11 protein-coding genes are annotated in these 17843 nt (G+C 67.8%); 10 read left to right on the forward strand and 1 reads right to left on the reverse strand.

The window, feature by feature from the left end; genetic code table 11:
* Positions 1-9: 9 nt before the first annotated feature.
* Entirely contained in the window at positions 10-3825 is a 3816-nt protein-coding gene (locus AC5DRG_RS39800) for a GH92 family glycosyl hydrolase (protein ID WP_491804707.1), read from the reverse strand.
* Between the two features lie 325 nt (positions 3826-4150).
* On the opposite strand from AC5DRG_RS39800, the gene ngcE reads away from it, so the two are divergent.
* The 10 genes from ngcE to AC5DRG_RS39850 all read left to right on the forward strand — a co-directional run bounded on the left by ngcE (position 4151) and on the right by AC5DRG_RS39850 (position 17842).
* The gene (gene ngcE, locus AC5DRG_RS39805) at positions 4151-5596 is read left to right on the forward strand and encodes an N-acetylglucosamine/diacetylchitobiose ABC transporter substrate-binding protein (protein WP_491804708.1); all 1446 of its coding nucleotides are present in this window, start codon (positions 4151-4153) and stop codon (positions 5594-5596) included.
* Positions 5597-5626: 30 nt separating this feature from the next.
* Entirely contained in the window at positions 5627-6562 is a 936-nt protein-coding gene (locus tag AC5DRG_RS39810; protein WP_491804709.1) for a carbohydrate ABC transporter permease, read from the forward strand.
* A gap of 17 nt (positions 6563-6579) precedes the next feature.
* Positions 6580-7515 carry a carbohydrate ABC transporter permease gene (locus AC5DRG_RS39815; RefSeq protein WP_491804710.1) on the forward strand — a complete coding sequence of 312 codons (936 nt, stop codon included), beginning with the start codon at positions 6580-6582 and terminating at the stop codon, positions 7513-7515.
* A gap of 202 nt (positions 7516-7717) precedes the next feature.
* The gene (locus tag AC5DRG_RS39820; protein WP_491804711.1) at positions 7718-8917 is read left to right on the forward strand and encodes an ROK family transcriptional regulator; all 1200 of its coding nucleotides are present in this window, start codon (positions 7718-7720) and stop codon (positions 8915-8917) included.
* A gap of 122 nt (positions 8918-9039) precedes the next feature.
* On the forward strand, positions 9040-10140 hold the full coding sequence (locus AC5DRG_RS39825) for a sugar ABC transporter substrate-binding protein (RefSeq protein ID WP_491804712.1): 1101 nt from the start codon (positions 9040-9042) through the stop codon (positions 10138-10140).
* A gap of 246 nt (positions 10141-10386) precedes the next feature.
* Positions 10387-11178: an ATP-binding cassette domain-containing protein gene (locus AC5DRG_RS39830; RefSeq protein ID WP_491804713.1), complete on the forward strand. Its 792-nt coding sequence runs from the start codon at positions 10387-10389 to the stop codon at positions 11176-11178.
* Positions 11175-12497: a sugar ABC transporter permease gene (locus tag AC5DRG_RS39835; protein ID WP_491804714.1), complete on the forward strand. Its 1323-nt coding sequence runs from the start codon at positions 11175-11177 to the stop codon at positions 12495-12497. Before AC5DRG_RS39830 ends, AC5DRG_RS39835 begins: the two co-directional genes overlap by 4 nt.
* A gap of 192 nt (positions 12498-12689) precedes the next feature.
* Positions 12690-14618: a 1-deoxy-D-xylulose-5-phosphate synthase gene (gene dxs / locus AC5DRG_RS39840; protein WP_491804715.1), complete on the forward strand. Its 1929-nt coding sequence runs from the start codon at positions 12690-12692 to the stop codon at positions 14616-14618.
* Positions 14619-14766: 148 nt separating this feature from the next.
* On the forward strand, positions 14767-16293 hold the full coding sequence (locus tag AC5DRG_RS39845; RefSeq protein ID WP_491804716.1) for an amino acid permease: 1527 nt from the start codon (positions 14767-14769) through the stop codon (positions 16291-16293).
* A gap of 73 nt (positions 16294-16366) precedes the next feature.
* On the forward strand, positions 16367-17842 hold the full coding sequence (locus AC5DRG_RS39850) for an ArnT family glycosyltransferase (protein WP_491804717.1): 1476 nt from the start codon (positions 16367-16369) through the stop codon (positions 17840-17842).
* Position 17843 lies beyond the last annotated feature (1 nt).

The following is a 17843-nucleotide window of genomic DNA, read 5'->3' on the forward strand; positions in this document are numbered from 1 at the left end:
CACGCATGCTCAGGCGAGCAGTTCGACCTCCGACACGACCGCCTCGCCGTCGAGCACCAGTCGATACTTCCCGTACGTACCCGGAGACCCCACGCTGAACGCCCGTGTCTGGCTGTCCCAGGCGAAGGACTCGCCCGACCGTTCATCGAGCGTCGTCCACTCGGCCCCGTCGTCCGAACCCTGGAGGATCCAGCCGGTCGGCGCCTTCGTGTGGTCCGAGGACGAAGTCAGCGTGTACTGGACTCCCTTGACCGGCCCGGACACCGGAAGGTCCACCGACGTCACCGTCGCGTCCGTCGCCGACGTGTTGTCGAAGAGGGCACCCTCCCCCTTGAGCGCGTCCGTCCGAGGCGTCGGCACCTTGTCGTCCTGGGTGATGGAGACGGGCGCCGCGTTCTTGCCCGTGCCCCACGACGACGGCCGCGACCCCATGTCGAAGTCCAGGGTCCCGCCCTTCGCCAGCAGCGAGTGGGGGAGTGAAGTCGACGTCCAGGTACGGCCGTTGACCTTCAGACCCTGCACGTACACGTTCCGCGCACTGTTCTTCGGCGCCCTGACCACCAGGTCCCTGCCGTTCTCCAGATGGACCGTCGCCTTCTTGAACAGCGGTGATCCGACGGCGTATTCGCCGCTGCCCATCACCAGCGGGTAGAAGCCGAGCGCGGAGAACAGGTACCAGGCGGACTGCTCGCCGTTGTCCTCGTCGCCGTGGTAGCCCTGTCCGATCTCGCTGCCGGTGTAGAGGCGGGAGAGGACCTCGCGAACGTTCCTCTGTGTCTTCCATGGCTGTCCGGCCGCGTCGTACATGTAATTCACGTGGTGGGCCACCTGGTTGGAGTGCCCGTACATGCCCATCCGGACGTCCCGCGCCTCCGTCATCTCATGGATGACACCGCCGTAGGAGCCGACGAACTCGGGTGAGGCGGTCTCGGGGGTCGCGAAGTACTCGTCGAGCTTGTCCGCGAGGCCGCTCCGGCCGCCGTACAGGTTGGCCAGGCCGCGGCTGTCCTGCGGGGCGGTGAAGGCGTACCCCCAGCCGTTGGTCTCGGTGTAGTCGTAGCCCCACACGCGCGGGTCGTAGGCCGAGGACTCCACCCGCCAGCTTCCGTCGGCGTCCCGGCCCTGGAAGAAGCCGGCCTTCGTGTCGAAGAGACTGACGTAGTCCTGGGCGCGGTTGAGGAAGTACTCGGACTCCTCCTGGTAGCGCTTCTCGCCCGTCTTCTTGTAGAGCGCCTGTCCCATCCGCGCGATGCCGTAGTCGTTGAGGTATCCCTCCAGCGCCCACGACAGGCCCTCGTGCGTGTCGGTGCTGGTGTAGCCGAGGAAGGGCGAGGTGCTCATGCCCTTGCGGCCGACGCCCGACGAGGGCGGGACGACGGTCGCGTTCTTCACGGCCGCGTCGTACGCCGACTCCGCGTCGAAGTCGACGCCCTTGACGTAGGCGTCCGCGAAGGCGACGTCCGAGGAGGTGCCGGTCATGAGGTCGGCGTACCCGGGCGAGGACCAGCGCGAGGTCCAGCCGCCGTCCTTGTACTGCTGCACGAACCCGTCGACCATCTCACCCGCCTGACTGGGCGTCAGGAACGAGTACGCCGGCCAGGTCGTCCGATACGTGTCCCAGAAGCCGTTGTTGACGTACACCTTGCCGTCCACGATCTTCGCGCCGGTGTGCGTCGGGGTGTCGGGGCCGGGCATGGGGGAGAAGGGCGACGCGTACTGGTACTTCGAACCGACCTTCTCGAAGCCGGAGTTGGGATACAGGTACAGCCGGTACAGGCTGGAGTACAGCGTGGTCAGCTGGTCGGGCGTCGCGCCCTGAACCTCGACCTTGCCGAGCAGCCGGTCCCACTGCCGCCGGGCGGCCACCTTGACCGCGTCGAACGGGGTGCCGTCCGGGATCTCCTGGGCCAGGTTGTCCCTGGCCTGGTCGACGCTGATGAGCGAGGTGGCGATGCGCAGCGTGACGGCGTGGTCGGCACCGGCGTCGAACCGCAGATGGCCCTTGACCCCCGAGGAACTCCCGTCCGTCACAGGCGCGTCGAACACCCCGTATACGAAGAGTCGGGTGGCCCCGGTCGACAGCCCGGACTTCACGTCGGAGTAGCCGGTGAACGTCCCGCTCTCCTTGTCGAGCGTCAGCCCGGCCTGGTCGGTGACGTTGTCGAAGAGGACGCTCGCGTCGTCGCCCGGGTAGGTGAAGCGGAGCGCGGCCGCGTGGTCGGTCGGAGTCATCTCCGCCTTGAGACCGTTCTCGAAGGTCACCCCGTAGTAGTACGGCCGCGCGGTCTCGTTCTCGTGCCGGAAGGCCAGCGCCCGTGCCGTGCGCCCCGTGTCCGGGGTGCCTGACGCGGCCGACGGCATGACCTGGAAGGTCTGCCGGTCACCCATCCAGGGGCTCGGCTCATGGCTGGCGCTGAACGCCTGGATGGTGGGCAGGTTGTCCGCGTTGTTTGCACGTGCGTAGTCGTACAGCCAGCTCAGCGAGCCCGCGTTCGTCACCGGCGTCCAGAAGTTGAACCCGTGCGGCACGGCTGTCGCCGGGAAGTTGTTGCCGCGCGAGAAGCCGCCGCTGGAGTTGGTGCCCCGGGTCGTCAGCGCGTAGTCGGACAGATGCGCCTTCGGCTTCTCGGGCGCGACCGACCTGATCGCCACATCGTCCAGCCAGCCCCGGAACTTCGCCGGCCCGCCGGGGGAGTCGTACGCCACCAGGATCCGGTCGACGGTCCGGCCCGCAGCGACCGACCCGATCCCCGAGACGACGTTGTTCCACTGGTTGACGTAGAGCCCCTTGGCGCCGCCCTGCCCCTGCGGGGTGAGCGGGAAGCCGTGCTGGTCGGTCGGGGACAGGTCGCTCAGATGGGTGCCGTCGGTGAAGACGAGGTCCACGGACACGTTCGTGGCGTCGTAGTCGCGGTCACCGTCCGCCATCGACGGGAAGATCCGGTACGACAGTTCGCTGTCCCGGCGGACGGCCACGTTCACGTCGAAGACCTTGTTGTACGAGTACGCCCTCCCGTCGGCGTTGTGCCGGCCGGCGTAGCGCAGCGCCCGCTTGCCGGTGAAGCCGGCGCCCGCCTTCGCGGTCGGGGAGCCGCTCGGGCCGCGGTCCACCAGCGAGAGCATGTCCGGCGGCACCGGGTCGGCGCTGCCGCCCTTGGAGAACTGGACGTCGGCGAGCTGCGTGATGCCCGAAGCGCCGTTGTTCCGGGTGATGTCGAGCCGGAAGTGCCGGTACTCGGCGGCCGCGTCGGCGACAGCGTCGATGGCATACGTCTTCGTCTGGAACCGTTCGGCGAAGGTCTCGCCGGTGCGGGTGTCCAGGGTCTTCCAGTCGGTGCCGTCGGTGGAGCCCTGGAGGGTCCAGTCGCGCGGGTCGCGTTCGGCGTAGTCGTTGGCCGAGGTGAGGGCGTACGTCACGACCTTGACCGGCTCGTCCAGGTCGAACTCGGCCCAGCCGGAGGCCTCGAAGGCCAGCCACTTGGTGCTCGGCTCGCCGTCGACGAGGTTCTCCTTCACCTCGCCGCCCGCCGTGTTCTCGGCGCTCGCCCTGACGTCCGTGACATGGTCGGTCACATTGCCCGGAATGCCGCTGCTGTATCCGCCGTCGACGCCCGACGCGCGTTTCGTGCCGTCCGCCGCCGTGTCGACGGTGCTCTGCCAGTCCGGCGCCGGATCGTCCGCCTCGAAGGAGGACGCGAACTCCCGGTCGGCGGCAGCGGCCTGCACGGGCAGGGCGACCGCCACGCCCTGCGAGCCCACGGCCAAAGCGAAGGCGGTCGCCAACACGACCGCCGAACCCCATCTGTGCCGAATACTCCGCTTCATGTGCGGGCACCCTCCCTGAACACCAGACAACGTTGTCAACTCGGTGCGCAAGGACCAGTAGTGCGTCAAGTGGTGAGTGATGTCAAGGGTGTTGGGTGGGGCATTCGGGGGCAATGGCCGGGATTTCTCCGCATCGAAACTCACAGACGGCCCACATTTCCGCGAGGTCTCAACTCGGATAAGACCAACGACCAAAAGTGCATTCGATCTTGCTCCGCTGGCGGGAAGTGGACTATACCTGTCGGCGTTCGACCCTGCTTGACCTGACCGCGGTGCCGGGGATCCGGTTCACCGCCTGAGTCCTGGAGAAGGCGAGGACTTGAGCATGGGATCCACTTCCGCCGATCACAATGACTCCAACGGCGTCGGCCGCCGCGATCTGATCAAGAAGTCTGCCGCACTCGGCCTGATCACCGTCCCCACCATGAGTTTCCTGTCCGCGTGCGCCAGCGGCGGAGGCGACGACTCCGCCTCCGACGACAGCACGGGCAAGACGTCCGAGTCGAACCCCTTCGGTGTGAAGAAGGGCAGCAAGCTCGACGTCATGATCTTCAAGGGCGGCTACGGCGACGACTACGCCAAGGCATGGGAGGCCGCCTTCAAGACCAAGTGGGGCGTCACCTCCACCCACACCGGCACGCAGGAGATCACGGGCAAGCTCCAGCCCCGCCTCAACGCGGGCACCCCGCCGGACATCGTCGACGACTCCGGCGCCCAGCAGATCAAGGTGGACGTCCTCTACAAGAACGGAGCACTCCTCGACCTCGCCGAGGTCCTGGACGCCCCGTCGGTCGACGACCCCTCGAAGAAGGTGCGCGACACCCTCATCGCCGGCACGCTCGACGCCGGCCTGCAGGAGGGCAAGGTCGTCGCCCTCAACTACATCTACACGGTGTGGGGCCTGTGGTACTCAGGCAAGCTCTTCAAGGAGAAGGGCTGGGAGGAGCCCAAGACCTGGGCCGACTTCCTCGCCATCTGCAAGGACGCCAAGTCCCAGGGCATCGGCGGCCTCGCGCACCAGGGCAAGTACCCGTACTACATCAACGTCGCCATCATGGACCTGATCGCCAAGACGGGCGGCCTGGACGCCATGAAGGCGATCGACAACCTCGACCCCAAGGCGTTCGTCGGCTCCGACGCCGCGAAGGCCGGTGTCGAGGCGATCTACGAGGTCGTCGAGAAGGGCTACTTGATGCCCGGAACGAACGGCCTGACCCACACCGAGTCCCAGACCCGCTGGAACCAGTACGACGCCGTCTTCATCACCAGCGGCTCCTGGCTGGAGAACGAGCAGCTCAAGCAGACGCCGGACGACTTCGACATGAAGTTCCTGCCAATGCCGCTGCTGCCGGACAGCGTGCTGCCGTTCGAGGCGATCCGGGCCGGCTCCGGCGAGCCCTTCATCATCCCGGCCAAGGCCCAGAACCTGGCCGGCGCCAAGGAGTTCATGCGTCTGATGCTCTCCAAGGAGTGGTCGACGCTGTTCGCCAAGGAGGCCAACTCGCTGACCATCCTCAAGGACGGTGTCGACTCCGGCGTCCAGCTGCGTCCCGGTACCCAGTCCACGGTCGAGGCGTCCAAGGCGGCCGGCGACAACACCTTCCGTTTCCTGTACACGGAGTGGTACAGCGAGATGGGCGCCGCCATCGAGGCCGCGTCCAACGAGCTGATGGCCAAGCGCATTCAGCCCGCGGAATGGCTCAAGCGGTGCCAGGCCGCGGTCGACAAGCAGGCCAAGGACCCGGCCTCGAAGAAGAACCACCGCGACTGATTCGTGCGGGACACCAGGGACAGGAACGCCATGCGCAAAGGGCAGTATCGGTTCGTCGCGGGATTTCTCTTCGTTCCCGTGGCGCTCTATCTGATCTTCGTCATCTGGCCGTACATCCAGACGTTCGGCTATTCGCTGACCGACTGGAGAGGACAGTCGCAGACCTTCAACTTCATCGGCCTGGACAACTACAAGGCGCTGTTCGAGGACGATGTCTTCCTGAAGGCCATCTGGCACAACATCCTGTTCCTGGTGTTCATCCCGGTGATCACCATTCTGCTCGCCCTGTTCTTCGCCTTCATGCTGAACGCGGGCGGGCGCAGCCGGGCCGGAGGCGTGCAGGGCGTCGGCGGGTCCAAGTTCTACAAAATCGTCTACTTCTTTCCGCAGGTCCTGTCGCTCGCGATTCTCGCGGTCCTGTTCAACGCGGTGTATCGCAGCGACGGCGGCGGACTGCTGAACGGCTTTCTGATCAAAATCGGCCTGGTCGATACCGACAGCCCGGTGGAGTGGCTCAACGAGCCCAACATCGTGCTGTGGGCGCTGATGGTGGTCGTCATCTGGCACGGCGTCGGCTTCTACCTGGTGCTGTTCTCGGCCGCCATGCAGTCCATCCCGAAGGACATCTACGAGGCCGCCCTCATCGACGGCGCGGGCCGCTCCCAGTCCTTCTTCCGGATCACGCTTCCCCTGCTGTGGGACTCCGTGCAGACGGCCTGGGTGTACCTGGGCATTGTCGCGATGGACATGTTCGTCCTGGTCTCCTCCATGACCGCCAACATGGGCGCGTACGGCGGCGGTCCGGACCACCACAGCGACGTCATGTCGACCGTGATGATGCGCAACTTCCTCTACTTCGGAAAGAGCGGTTACGCCTGCGCCATGGGCGTGGTCATGCTCCTGCTCACCCTGGTCCTGTCCGTGATCACGCTGCGCGCCACCCGCCGCGAGCGCATCGAGTTCTGAGCGGGAGAGACGAGACGATGAGCGCACCCCTCAAGGAGACGGCCGCCACGAGCGACGCCGTGCCGCCCCCGCCCCCGGTGACCAAGACCGCCGGCCGCCCCGGTGACCAGCGTGGCGAGGGCGTCGTACTGAACGCCTTCTCGCACGGCTTCCTCGCCCTGTGGGCCCTGCTGATCGTGCTGCCGCTGCTGTGGCTGGTGCTCAGCTCCTTCAAGACCGATACGCAGATCGGCGGTTCGGCCTTCGGCTGGCCGCAGAACTGGTCGCTGGACGTCTTCTCCCGCGCCTGGGACAAGGGCATCGGCGACTACTTCCTGAACACCGTCATCGTGCTGGCCTTCTCGGTGCCGCTGACGATGCTCTTCGGCTCGATGGCCGCCTATGTGCTGGCCCGCTACCAGTTCTGGGGCAACCGGCTCCTGTACTACTTCTTCGTCGCGGGCGCGATGTTCCCGGTGTTCCTGGCGCTGGTCCCGCTGTTCTTCATGGTCAAGCGGCTGGACATGCTGAACACCTACCAGGGTCTGATCCTGGTGTACGTCGCCTACTCGCTGCCGTTCACGGTGTTCTTCATGCACGCCTTCTTCCGGACCCTGCCCACGGCGATCTTCGAGGCGGCGATCCTGGACGGCGCCTCGCACACCCGGACCTTCTTCCAGGTGATGCTGCCGATGGCGAAGCCGGGTCTGATCAGCGTCGGCATCTTCAACACCCTGGGCCAGTGGAACCAGTTCATCCTGCCGACGGTCCTGATGCAGCCGCAAAGCGGCGACGACCCCGAGCGCTACGTCCTCACCCAGGGCCTCATCCAGCTGCAACAGCAGCAGGGGTACGCCTCCGACCTGCCCGTCCTCTTCGCGGGTGTGACGATCGCGATGATCCCGATGCTGGTGGTCTATCTGTCCTTCCAGAGGCAGGTGCAGGCGGGTCTGACCTCGGCGACCCTGAAGTAGCCTTTGGATCTTGAACTAACGCTCCGCGACCATCCGCGCGCACGCCGTTCCCGCCCCCGGGAGCGGGGTGCGCGCGCGTCCGCAACGCCCTGGAAACAGTTCAACCTCTTGACGGGAGGCAACCCGAACGGCTCAGCTTAGAGTTCACTAGTTGGACATAGACGGGGTCTCATCGAAGCGGCCCCGTGCGCAGGAGGTCGTCGTGGAGACTCCAGGGTCGCAGTCGTCGCTGCACCGAGCCAACCTGGAGCGGGTCGTACGCGCCGTACGCCTGGCCGGGTCGCTCACGCAGGCGGAGATCGCTCGGACGACCGGCCTGTCCGCGGCGACGGTCTCGAACATCGTGCGGGAGCTCAAGGACGGCGGAACCGTCGAGGTCACGCCCACTTCGTCGGGTGGCCGCAGGGCCCGCAGCGTCTCGCTGAGCGGGGACGCCGGCATCGTGATCGGCGTGGACTTCGGGCACACGCATTTGCGCGTCGCGGTCGGGAACCTGGCCCACCAGGTGCTGGCCGAGGAGTCCGAGCCGCTGGACGTGGACGCCTCCTCGGCGCAGGGCTTCGACCGGGCGGAAGAGCTGGTCAACCGCCTGATCGCGGCGACCGGAGTCGACCGTTCCAAGATCGCAGGGGTGGGCCTGGGTGTGCCCGGTCCGATCGACGTCGAGTCCGGCACCCTGGGCTCCGGCGCGATCCTGCCGGGCTGGAGCGGCACCAGACCCGCCGAGGAGCTCAGAGCCCGGCTCGGGGTGCCCGTGCACGTGGACAACGACGCCAACCTGGGCGCCCTGGGCGAGATGGTCTGGGGCAGCGGCCGGGGGGTCAGGGACCTGGCGTACATCAAGGTCGCAAGCGGTGTCGGCGCCGGCCTGGTCATCGACGGCAAGATCTACCGGGGCCCGGGTGGCACTGCGGGAGAAATCGGGCATATTACTCTTGATGAGTCCGGCCCTGTCTGCCGCTGCGGAAACCGGGGCTGCCTGGAGACCTTCGCGGCCGCGCGCTATGTGCTCCCGCTGCTCCAGTCCAGTCACGGCACCGACCTGACCATGGAAGGCGTCGTACGGCTGGCCAGGGACGGAGACCCGGGCTGCCGTCGGGTGATCGCCGACGTCGGCCGACACGTCGGCAGTGGAGTCGCGAATCTCTGCAATCTGCTGAACCCGAGCCGGGTGGTCCTGGGCGGTGATCTCGCCGAGGCCGGTGAGCTGCTGCTCGGGCCGATCAGGGAGTCGGTCGGCCGCTACGCGATCCCCAGTGCGGCACGCCAACTGTCCGTTCTCCCGGGGGCACTTGGGGGCCGTGCGGAGGTGCTCGGAGCGCTCGCTCTCGCACTTAGCGAGATGGGCGATTCGACCCTTTTGGACGGCACGCTGCATGCGGCAACCCCTGCCTTCACTTAGAGAACGCACGAGGCCGTTGCCATCTCGTTAAGTATTTACTTCTTGACGTCGCACGCGTGGCCGAGTTGACTTCCAGCCACCTCGGCCGCAGCGTTGCGGCCCTGTCAGGGAGGCACCCCCAAATGAACGCAACGATGCGTAGAGTCGTGATCGGTACCGCCGCGGTTTCCATGGCACTGGCCATGGCCGCCTGCGGCAAGGCCGGGGACAACGACAGCGACTCTGGTAGCAGCAGCGACACCGGTGGCAAGAAGATCGGCCTGCTGCTCCCCGACAGCGTGACCGCGCGCTACGAGAAGTTCGACAAGCCGTACTTCGAGGCCAAGGTCAAGGAGCTCTGCTCCGACTGCACCGTCGAGTACGCCAACGCCGGCGCGGACACGGCCAAGCAGGCCCAGCAGGTCAGCAGCATGATCACCAAGGGCGTCAAGGTCATCGCGATCAGCGCCCAGGACTCCGCCGCGATCAAGTCCTCGATCCAGACCGCCGTCGACAAGGGCGTCAAGGTCGTGGCCTACGACCGTCTCGCCCAGGGCCCGGTCTCGGCGTACGTCTCCTTCGACAACGTCAAGGTCGGCGAGCTCCAGGGTGAGGCCCTGCTCTCCGCGCTCGGCGACAAGGCGACCACCAAGTCCAAGGTCGTCATGATCAACGGTGACGACGCCGACCCGAACGCCGCGATGTTCAAGGAGGGCGCGCACAAGGCCCTCGACGGCAAGGTCGACATCGCCTACGAGCAGTCCGGCCTCTGGAAGGACACCGTCGCCGCCCAGAAGATGTCGGCGGCCATCACCCAGCTCGGCGCCAAGAACATCGCGGGCGTCTACGCCGCCAACGACGGCATGGCCGGTGGTATCGCCAACACCCTCAAGGGCGCCGGCATCAGCGGCATCCCGCTGACGGGTCAGGACGCGGAGCTCGCGGGTATCCAGCGCATCATCGCCGGCACCCAGTCCAGCACCGTCTACAAGGCCTACAAGCCGGAGGCGGACGCCGCAGCGACCATCGCGGTCAACCTGCTCCAGGGCAAGAGCATCGACTCGCTCGCGACCTCGACGCAGACCAGCGGCTCCGGCGACAAGGTGCCCTCGCAGCTGCTGACCCCGGTCTCGGTGACCGTGGACAACATCAACGACACCGTGGTCAAGGACGGGCTGTACACCGTCGCCGACATCTGCACCGCCGACTACGCCGCGGCCTGCAAGACCGCCGGCCTGGAGTAAGCGCACCACACCGCCGGTCCCGGGGGAGCGATCCCCCGGGGGTAAACCGCCCGGCGGTCCCGCGAACCCCTCCGACGCCCGCCCCGGCTTTCATACCCCGCTGCCGGGCCGGGCGTCGGACGGAACCGTTGCCAAGGGCAGCGGATTCGCGCATGTTCATCTTGTAAACTTGTGCATTTCGCACACCCCTCCGCGCCTTGCCTCACCCCCAAGCGCGGCATCCCCGCCGGTCAGGCGGCGAAGGAGATGGTTCACGTGTCCGCTACGCCCGTGTTGGCGTTGCGCGGAGTCTCCAAGCGATTCGGTGCGGTTCAGGCCCTCACCGATGTCGATCTGGAGGTTCACGCCGGAGAAGTGGTCGCCCTGGTGGGCGACAACGGCGCAGGAAAGTCCACCCTGGTCAAGACGATCGCGGGCGTCCACCCCATCGATGAGGGCGTCATCGAGTGGGACGGCAAGCCCGTCAGCATCAACAAGCCGCACGACGCCCAGGGCCTCGGCGTCGCCACCGTCTACCAGGACCTCGCGCTCTGCGACAACCTCGACGTGGTCGGCAACCTCTACCTCGGACGTGAGCTGCTGCGCCGCGGCGTCATCGACGAGGTGGCGATGGAGAAGAACGCCCGGGAGCTGCTGAGCACGCTCTCCATCCGCATCCCGAGCGTGCGCATCCCGATCGCGAGCCTCTCCGGTGGCCAGCGCCAGGTCGTGGCCATTGCCCGCGCCCTGATCGGTGACCCCAAGGTCGTCATCCTCGACGAGCCCACCGCCGCCCTCGGCGTCGAGCAGACCGCTCAGGTCCTCGACCTGGTCGAGCGGCTGCGCGAGCGGGACCTCGGCGTCATCCTCATCAGCCACAACATGGCCGACGTGAAGGCGGTCGGGGACACCGTCCACGTCCTGCGCCTCGGCAGGAACAACGGCGCCTTCCCGGTGAAGAGCACCAGTCACGAAGAGATCATCGCCGCGATCACGGGAGCCACGGACAACGCCGTGACCCGTCGTGCGGGGCGTCGCACCACGGAGGCGGCAAAGTGAGCGACACGTCCAAGATCTCGAAGTCGGACGGCGTGGTGGAGGATCAGACCACGGTCGCCCCCTCTGACGACCCCACGGCCGCGGCGGTGACCGTCGTCGACCCGCGCCTCCTCATCCGTGACGAGGGCCTGAAGGGCTACGTCACTGAGTTCAAGCGCAAGGTGAAGGGCGGCGAGCTGGGCTCGCTGCCGGTCTTCATCGGCCTGATCGTCATCTGGACGATCTTCCAGCTGCAGAACGACCGTTTCCTCAGCGCCGACAACCTCTCCAACATCAGCTACTACCTGTCGGCCACCGGCATGCTCTCCATCGGCCTGGTCTTCGTGCTGCTGCTCGGCGAGATCGACCTGTCCGTCGGCTCGGTCAGCGGTCTGGCCTCCACGGTCTTCGCCGTCTTCGTCGTCAACCACGGGATGAACACCTGGCTGGCGCTGTTCCTGGCGGTCATCACCGGTATCGCCATCGGCGCGCTGCACGGCTGGTTCTTCGCGAAGATCGGCGTACCGGCCTTCGTGGTCACCCTGGCCGGCTTCCTCGGCTGGAACGGCATGATGCTGTGGCTGCTCGGTTCGAGCGGCACCATCAACATCCCGTCCGACGACGGTCCGATCCACCTGTTCGGCCAGAGCTCCTTCTTCATGGACCAGGCCGTCATCGGCGCCTACCTGCTGGCCGGCCTCGCCGTCCTGTCCATGCTCGTGGGCTCCTTCGGTGAGCAGCGTCGCCGCAAGGCGGCCGGAGTGCCCTTCCGGCCCACCAGCGAGATCCTGGTGCGCGTCGTCGCGCTCGCGGTGGCGGCCTTCGCCGCCGCGGCCGTGCTGAACAACGCCGCCGGTGTGTCCAACTCCCTGGTGCTCTTCCTCGCGGCGCTGGTGATCGTGGACTTCGTGCTGCGGCGCACCACGTACGGCCGCAAGGTCTTCGCGGTCGGCGGCGGCATCGAGGCGGCCCGTCGTGCCGGTATCAACGTGCCCATGGTCCGGATCACCGTGTTCGCCATCTCCGGCATGTTCGCGGCGATCGGCGGTATGTTCTTCGCCGGTCAGACGGCCAGTGCGACGCTGAACGCCGGTGGCGGCAACACGCTGATGCTGGCCATCGCGGCCGCGGTCATCGGCGGTACGAGCCTCTTCGGTGGCCGGGGCAGTGTCTGGTCGGCCCTGCTGGGCATGCTGGTCATCCAGTCGATCCAGACCGGTCTCGACCTGCTCAACATGAACACGTCCATCCAGTACATGATCACCGGTGCGGTGCTGCTGGGTGCGGTCGTCATCGACTCCGTCTCCCGTAGGAGCCAGAAGGCCGCGGGTCGCGCGTAGCGCGGTCGGGCAAGCTGCGGTACTGCCCCTTCAGACCTGTGCCCGGTGCCAATGGCGGCGCCGGGCACAGTCCTGTCGTACGGCCGTTCGCGTGATGTACGACGCACAGCCCGGGCGCCGACTTCAAAGGCGGAACATTAGACTCGACAAGCCCGGCGAAAGCTCGATCAGCTCTACTGCAAGGAGGCACGGGTGCCGCTGCTGACCCGCATCAGGGGACCGCGCGATCTGGACCGGCTCAGCCTGGAGCAGCTGGACCAGCTGGCAGAGGAGATCCGGACCTTCCTCGTCGACGCCGTCTCCAAGACCGGCGGCCACCTCGGCCCCAACCTCGGTGTGGTCGAGCTCACCATCGCCCTGCACCGTGTGTTCGACTCGCCCAAGGACAAGGTCCTGTGGGACACGGGGCACCAGTCCTACGTCCACAAGCTGCTCACCGGCCGCCAGGACTTCTCCAAGCTGAAGATGAAGGGCGGCCTGTCCGGCTACCCCGCGCAGGCCGAGTCCGAGCACGACGTGATCGAGAACTCGCACGCCTCCACGGTCCTCGGCTGGGCCGACGGCCTCGCGAAGGCCAACGAGGTGCTCAAACGCGACGACCACGTCGTCGCCGTGATCGGTGACGGCGCCCTGACCGGCGGTATGGCCTGGGAGGCGCTCAACAACATCGCCGACGCCAAGGACCGCCCGCTGGTCATCGTCGTCAACGACAACGAGCGCTCCTACGCGCCGACCATCGGCGGCCTCGCGAACCACCTCGCGACCCTGCGCACCACCGACGGCTACGAGCGCTTCCTGGCCCGCGGCAAGGACCTCCTGGAGCGCACCCCGGTCGTCGGCAAGCCCCTCTACGAGACGCTCCACGGGGCCAAGAAGGGCCTGAAGGACTTCATCGCCCCGCAGGGCATGTTCGAGGACCTCGGCCTGAAGTACGTCGGCCCCATCGACGGCCACGACATCGAGGCCCTGGAGTCGGCGCTGGCCCGCGCCAAGCGCTTCGGCGGCCCGGTGATCGTGCACTGCCTCACCGAGAAGGGCCGCGGCTACCAGCCCGCCCTCCAGGACGAGGCGGACCGCTTCCACGCCGTCGGCAAGATCCACCCCGACACGGGCCTGCCGATCGCCTCCTCCGGCGCCGACTGGACCTCCGTCTTCGGCGCTGAGATGGTCAAGCTCGGCCAGGAGCGGGAGGACATCGTCGCCATCACGGCCGCGATGCTCCAGCCGGTCGGCCTCGACAAGTTCGCCAAGGCCTTCCCGGACCGGGTCTACGACGTGGGCATCGCGGAGCAGCACGCGGCCGTCTCCGCGGCGGGCCTCGCCACGGGCGGTCTGCATCCCGTCTTCGCGGTGTACGCGACCTTCCTCAACCGTGCCTTCGACCAGGTCCTGATGGATGTCGCCCTCCACAAGTGCGGTGTGACGTTCGTCCTGGACCGGGCCGGCGTCACCGGCACCGACGGCGCCTCCCACAACGGCATGTGGGACATGTCGATCCTCCAGGTCGTCCCGGGCCTCAGACTGGCCGCCCCGCGCGACGCCGACCAGGTCCGCGCCCAACTGCGCGAGGCCGTCGCCGTCGACGACGCGCCGACCGTCGTCCGCTTCTCGAAGGGCGCCGTCGGCCCCGCCGTACCCGCCGTCGGCCGCGTCGGCGGCATGGACGTACTGCGCGAGCCGGGCACCGACGCACCGGACGTGCTCCTGGTCTCCGTCGGCGCCCTGGCGCCGATGTGCCTGGAGATCGCCAACCTCCTCGACAAGCAGGGCATCTCCACGACCGTCGTCGACCCGCGCTGGGTCAAGCCGGTCGACGAGGCGATGGCCCCGCTCGCCGAGCAGCACCGCGTGGTCGTCACCGTCGAGGACAACTCCCGCGTGGGCGGCGTCGGTTCGGCCGTCGCGCAGGCCCTGCGCGACGCGGGCGTCGACATCCCGCTGCGCGACTTCGGCATCCCGCCCCGCTTCCTCGACCACGCCTCCCGCGCCGAGGTCATGGCGGAGATCGGCCTCACCGCACCCGACATCGCCCGCCAGGTCACGGGGCTCGTCTCCAAGCTCGACGGCCGGTTCGACCGTGCCGCCGCCGAGGTCGACTCGGTGGAGCCCGCGCGCGACTGACACGGCTCTCCGCGTCCATGTGGGCCGGTTTCAGCACCCGTCACGGTGGTGAAACCGGCCCATTCGCGTGAAACTCCCCGTGCCGGGGCATACGGACCACGCCCCCTCTCGATCATGTCCGGGACGACACAGCGTGGGAGGTACGCCCGTGAGCAACACCCTCTTCAGGACGAAGAAGGTCGAGCAGTCCATCCTCGACACCGAGGAACCCGAGCACGCGCTCAAGAAGTCCCTGTCGGCGCTGGATCTGACCGTCTTCGGCGTCGGTGTCATCATCGGCACCGGCATCTTCGTCCTCACCGGCACGGTCGCCAAGAACAACGCCGGCCCCGCCGTCGCCCTGTCCTTCGTCGTCGCCGGCGTCGTGTGCGGGCTCGCCGCGCTCTGCTACGCCGAGTTCGCGTCCACGGTGCCGGTGGCGGGCTCCGCGTACACCTTCTCGTACGCCTCCCTCGGTGAACTGCCCGCCTGGATCATCGGCTGGGACCTCGTCCTGGAGTTCGCACTCGGCACGGCGGTGGTCGCCGTCGGCTGGTCCGGCTACATCGCCTCGCTGATGGACAACGCGGGCTGGCATCTGCCGGAGGCGCTCAGCGGGCGGGAGGGCGCCGACGGGTTCGGCTTCGACCTCCTCGCCGCCGCGCTCGTCCTGGTGCTCACCGGCATCCTCGTCCTCGGCATGAAGCTCTCCGCGCGGATCACCACGCTGGTCGTCGCGATCAAGGTGACCGTCGTACTCGTCGTGATCATCGCCGGCTCCTTCTTCATCGTGGGCGACAACTACGACCCGTTCATCCCCAAGTCGCAGACCGTGGAGGCCGGCGGAAACCTCCAGGCGCCGCTGATCCAGCTGATGTTCGGCTGGGCGCCCTCCAACTTCGGCGCGATGGGCATCTTCACCGCCGCGTCGGTCGTCTTCTTCGCCTTCATCGGCTTCGACGTCGTCGCCACCGCCGCCGAGGAGACCAGGAACCCCCAGCGGGACATGCCGCGCGGCATCCTCGGCTCCCTGCTCATCTGCACCGTGCTCTACGTCGCCGTGTCCATCGTCGTCACCGGCATGCAGAACTACACCCAGCTCTCCGTGGACGCCCCGCTCGCCGACGCGTTCAAGGCCACCGGCCACCCCTGGTTCGCGGGCTTCATCAGCTTCGGCGCCGCCGTCGGCCTGACCACGGTCTGCATGATCCTGCTCCTCGGCCAGACCCGGGTCTTCTTCGCGATGAGCCGCGACGGACTGCTGCCCCGCTTCTTCTCCCAGGTCCACCCGCGCTTCAAGACCCCGCACCGGCCGACCATCCTGCTCGGCGTGGTCATCGCGATCCTCGCGGGCTTCACCAGCCTGAGTGAACTCGCGGAACTGGTCAACATCGGCACGCTGTTCGCCTTCGTCGTCGTCGCACTCGGCGTGATCATCCTCCGCCGCACCCGCCCCGACCTGCACCGCGCCTTCCGCACCCCCTGGGTACCGTTCCTCCCTGTCCTCTCCGTCCTGGCCTGTCTGTGGCTGATGCTGAACCTGCCCGCCGAGACCTGGCTGCGGTTCGGCATCTGGATGGTGGTCGGCTTCTTCGTGTACTTCCTCTACGGCCGCTCCCACAGCCGTCTCGGCCTGCACGAGGAGACCACGCTCGGCCAGGTGATGAAGCCGCCGGCCTCCGGGGACACCGAGTAGTCGACCCAGCCTGCGCTCCGGCCCCGTATGTCCCGTTTCGGCGGAGACTGCGGGGCCGGATAGCGTGCACCTCATGCTCGCCGAGCCCCAGGCCTGTCTGGACCCACCACGCGCCGTACCGCACGCACCACCCCCGGACCACGGCTACTGGAAGCGACTGGCGCCCCTGCTGGCGGCACTGGCCTGCGTCACCCGGATCCCCTCGTTCGCGGTACCGCTGTGGAACCCCGACGAGGGCTATCTCGCCGTACAGGCAAGGCTGCTGGCACACGGTGGAGAGCTGTACGAGACGGTCGTGGACCGCAAGCCACCGCTCGTGCCGTGGCTGTACGAGGCGGCGTTCGCGCTGACGGGCTCCGAGTCGCTCACCTCGGTCCGCGTCCTGGCGGTCCTGGCCCAGCTCCTCACGGCCGTCCTCCTGTCCTCCTTCGCCCGCCGCCGCTGGGGCGACACAGCGGGCCGTACGGCAGGCGTGCTGTACCTCCTCGTCTCGGTCGGCCTCAACCCCGAGGACGCCCAGGCCGCCGGCTTCGAGGTGTTCATGCTGCCCTGCACGGCGGCCGCGATGTGGTGCGCGGACCGCCGCCACTGGGCGGGAGCGGGAGCGGCCGTCGCGTGCGCCTTCCTCACCAAACAGACGGGCGGGGCGGTCCTGGTCCCGGTGGCATGGCTGTACGTCACTTCGGGCGCCCCGAGAAGTGCCCTGCTACGCCTGGGCGTTGGGCTGACAGCCCCCGTCCTCTGTGCGGCCCTGCTCACGGACCCGGCCGGTTTCCTGTTCTGGACGGTCACGGGATCCGGCGCGTACGCCACCTTCACCGGCTCCGAACTCCACGTACTGGCACGGGGATTGACCAACACCGCGATCCTGGCCGTGGCCTGCGCGGGCCTGATCCCGCCGGTGGTACGGGTGTTGCGCAGCGCCCGCACGGGTTCGGCGGAGCTGTGGCTGTGGCTCGCCTCCTCGGCCGGGGCGGTCCTGCTCGGCCTCCACTTCTTCGGCCACTACTACCTGCAACTCATCCCGCCAGTGGCCCTGTTGGCGACCGCAGCCCTGCAAATCCTGCCCCGCGACCGCCTGATGAGCGCGATCCTCACATCGGCGGCATGCTGCACCCTGTTCCTCACCTGGGGCCTGCTGACCCCCCACCCCGAACTGACCCACGCCCAACGCCTCGCGGCCACGGCGGCCGGCCGCACCACCCCGTCGGACCGCGTCCTCTTCTGGGGCATACACCCGGAGACGTACTGGCTGTCCGCCCGCACCCCCGCCTCGCGCTACCTCACGGCGGGCCTCCTCACGAACTACAGCGGAGGCAGAGACGGCCCCCAGGTAGGCGAGAAATACGCGGTGGAAGGCACCTGGTCAACCTTCCGCGAGGAACTGGCAACCCACCCCCCGGCGTTGATCGTGGACGACTCCCGGGGCGAGCGCTACGCCCCCGACCGACTGCCGTCGCTACGGCGGATCCTGGCGGCGGAGTACGAGGAGGTGGGGCGGGTGGAGGGGGCGGTGTTGTACGCCAGGGTGCCGGGAATCCGGCCGTAAG

The organism is Streptomyces sp. JLBG701 (assembly GCF_058544905.1).

What these genes read in the sequence shown, in the direction of transcription:
- AC5DRG_RS39815 (WP_491804710.1), top strand. Translation starts at nt 6,580, where the DNA reads ATGAGCGCACCCCTCAAGGAGACGGCCGCCACGAGCGACGCCGTGCCG.
- ngcE (WP_491804708.1), top strand. Translation starts at nt 4,151, where the DNA reads ATGGGATCCACTTCCGCCGATCACAATGACTCCAACGGCGTCGGCCGC.
- AC5DRG_RS39825 (WP_491804712.1), top strand. Translation starts at nt 9,040, where the DNA reads ATGAACGCAACGATGCGTAGAGTCGTGATCGGTACCGCCGCGGTTTCC.
- AC5DRG_RS39810 (WP_491804709.1), top strand. Translation starts at nt 5,627, where the DNA reads ATGCGCAAAGGGCAGTATCGGTTCGTCGCGGGATTTCTCTTCGTTCCC.
- AC5DRG_RS39800 (WP_491804707.1), bottom strand. Translation starts at nt 3,825, where the DNA reads ATGAAGCGGAGTATTCGGCACAGATGGGGTTCGGCGGTCGTGTTGGCG.
- AC5DRG_RS39850 (WP_491804717.1), top strand. Translation starts at nt 16,367, where the DNA reads ATGCTCGCCGAGCCCCAGGCCTGTCTGGACCCACCACGCGCCGTACCG.
- AC5DRG_RS39830 (WP_491804713.1), top strand. Translation starts at nt 10,387, where the DNA reads ATGGTTCACGTGTCCGCTACGCCCGTGTTGGCGTTGCGCGGAGTCTCC.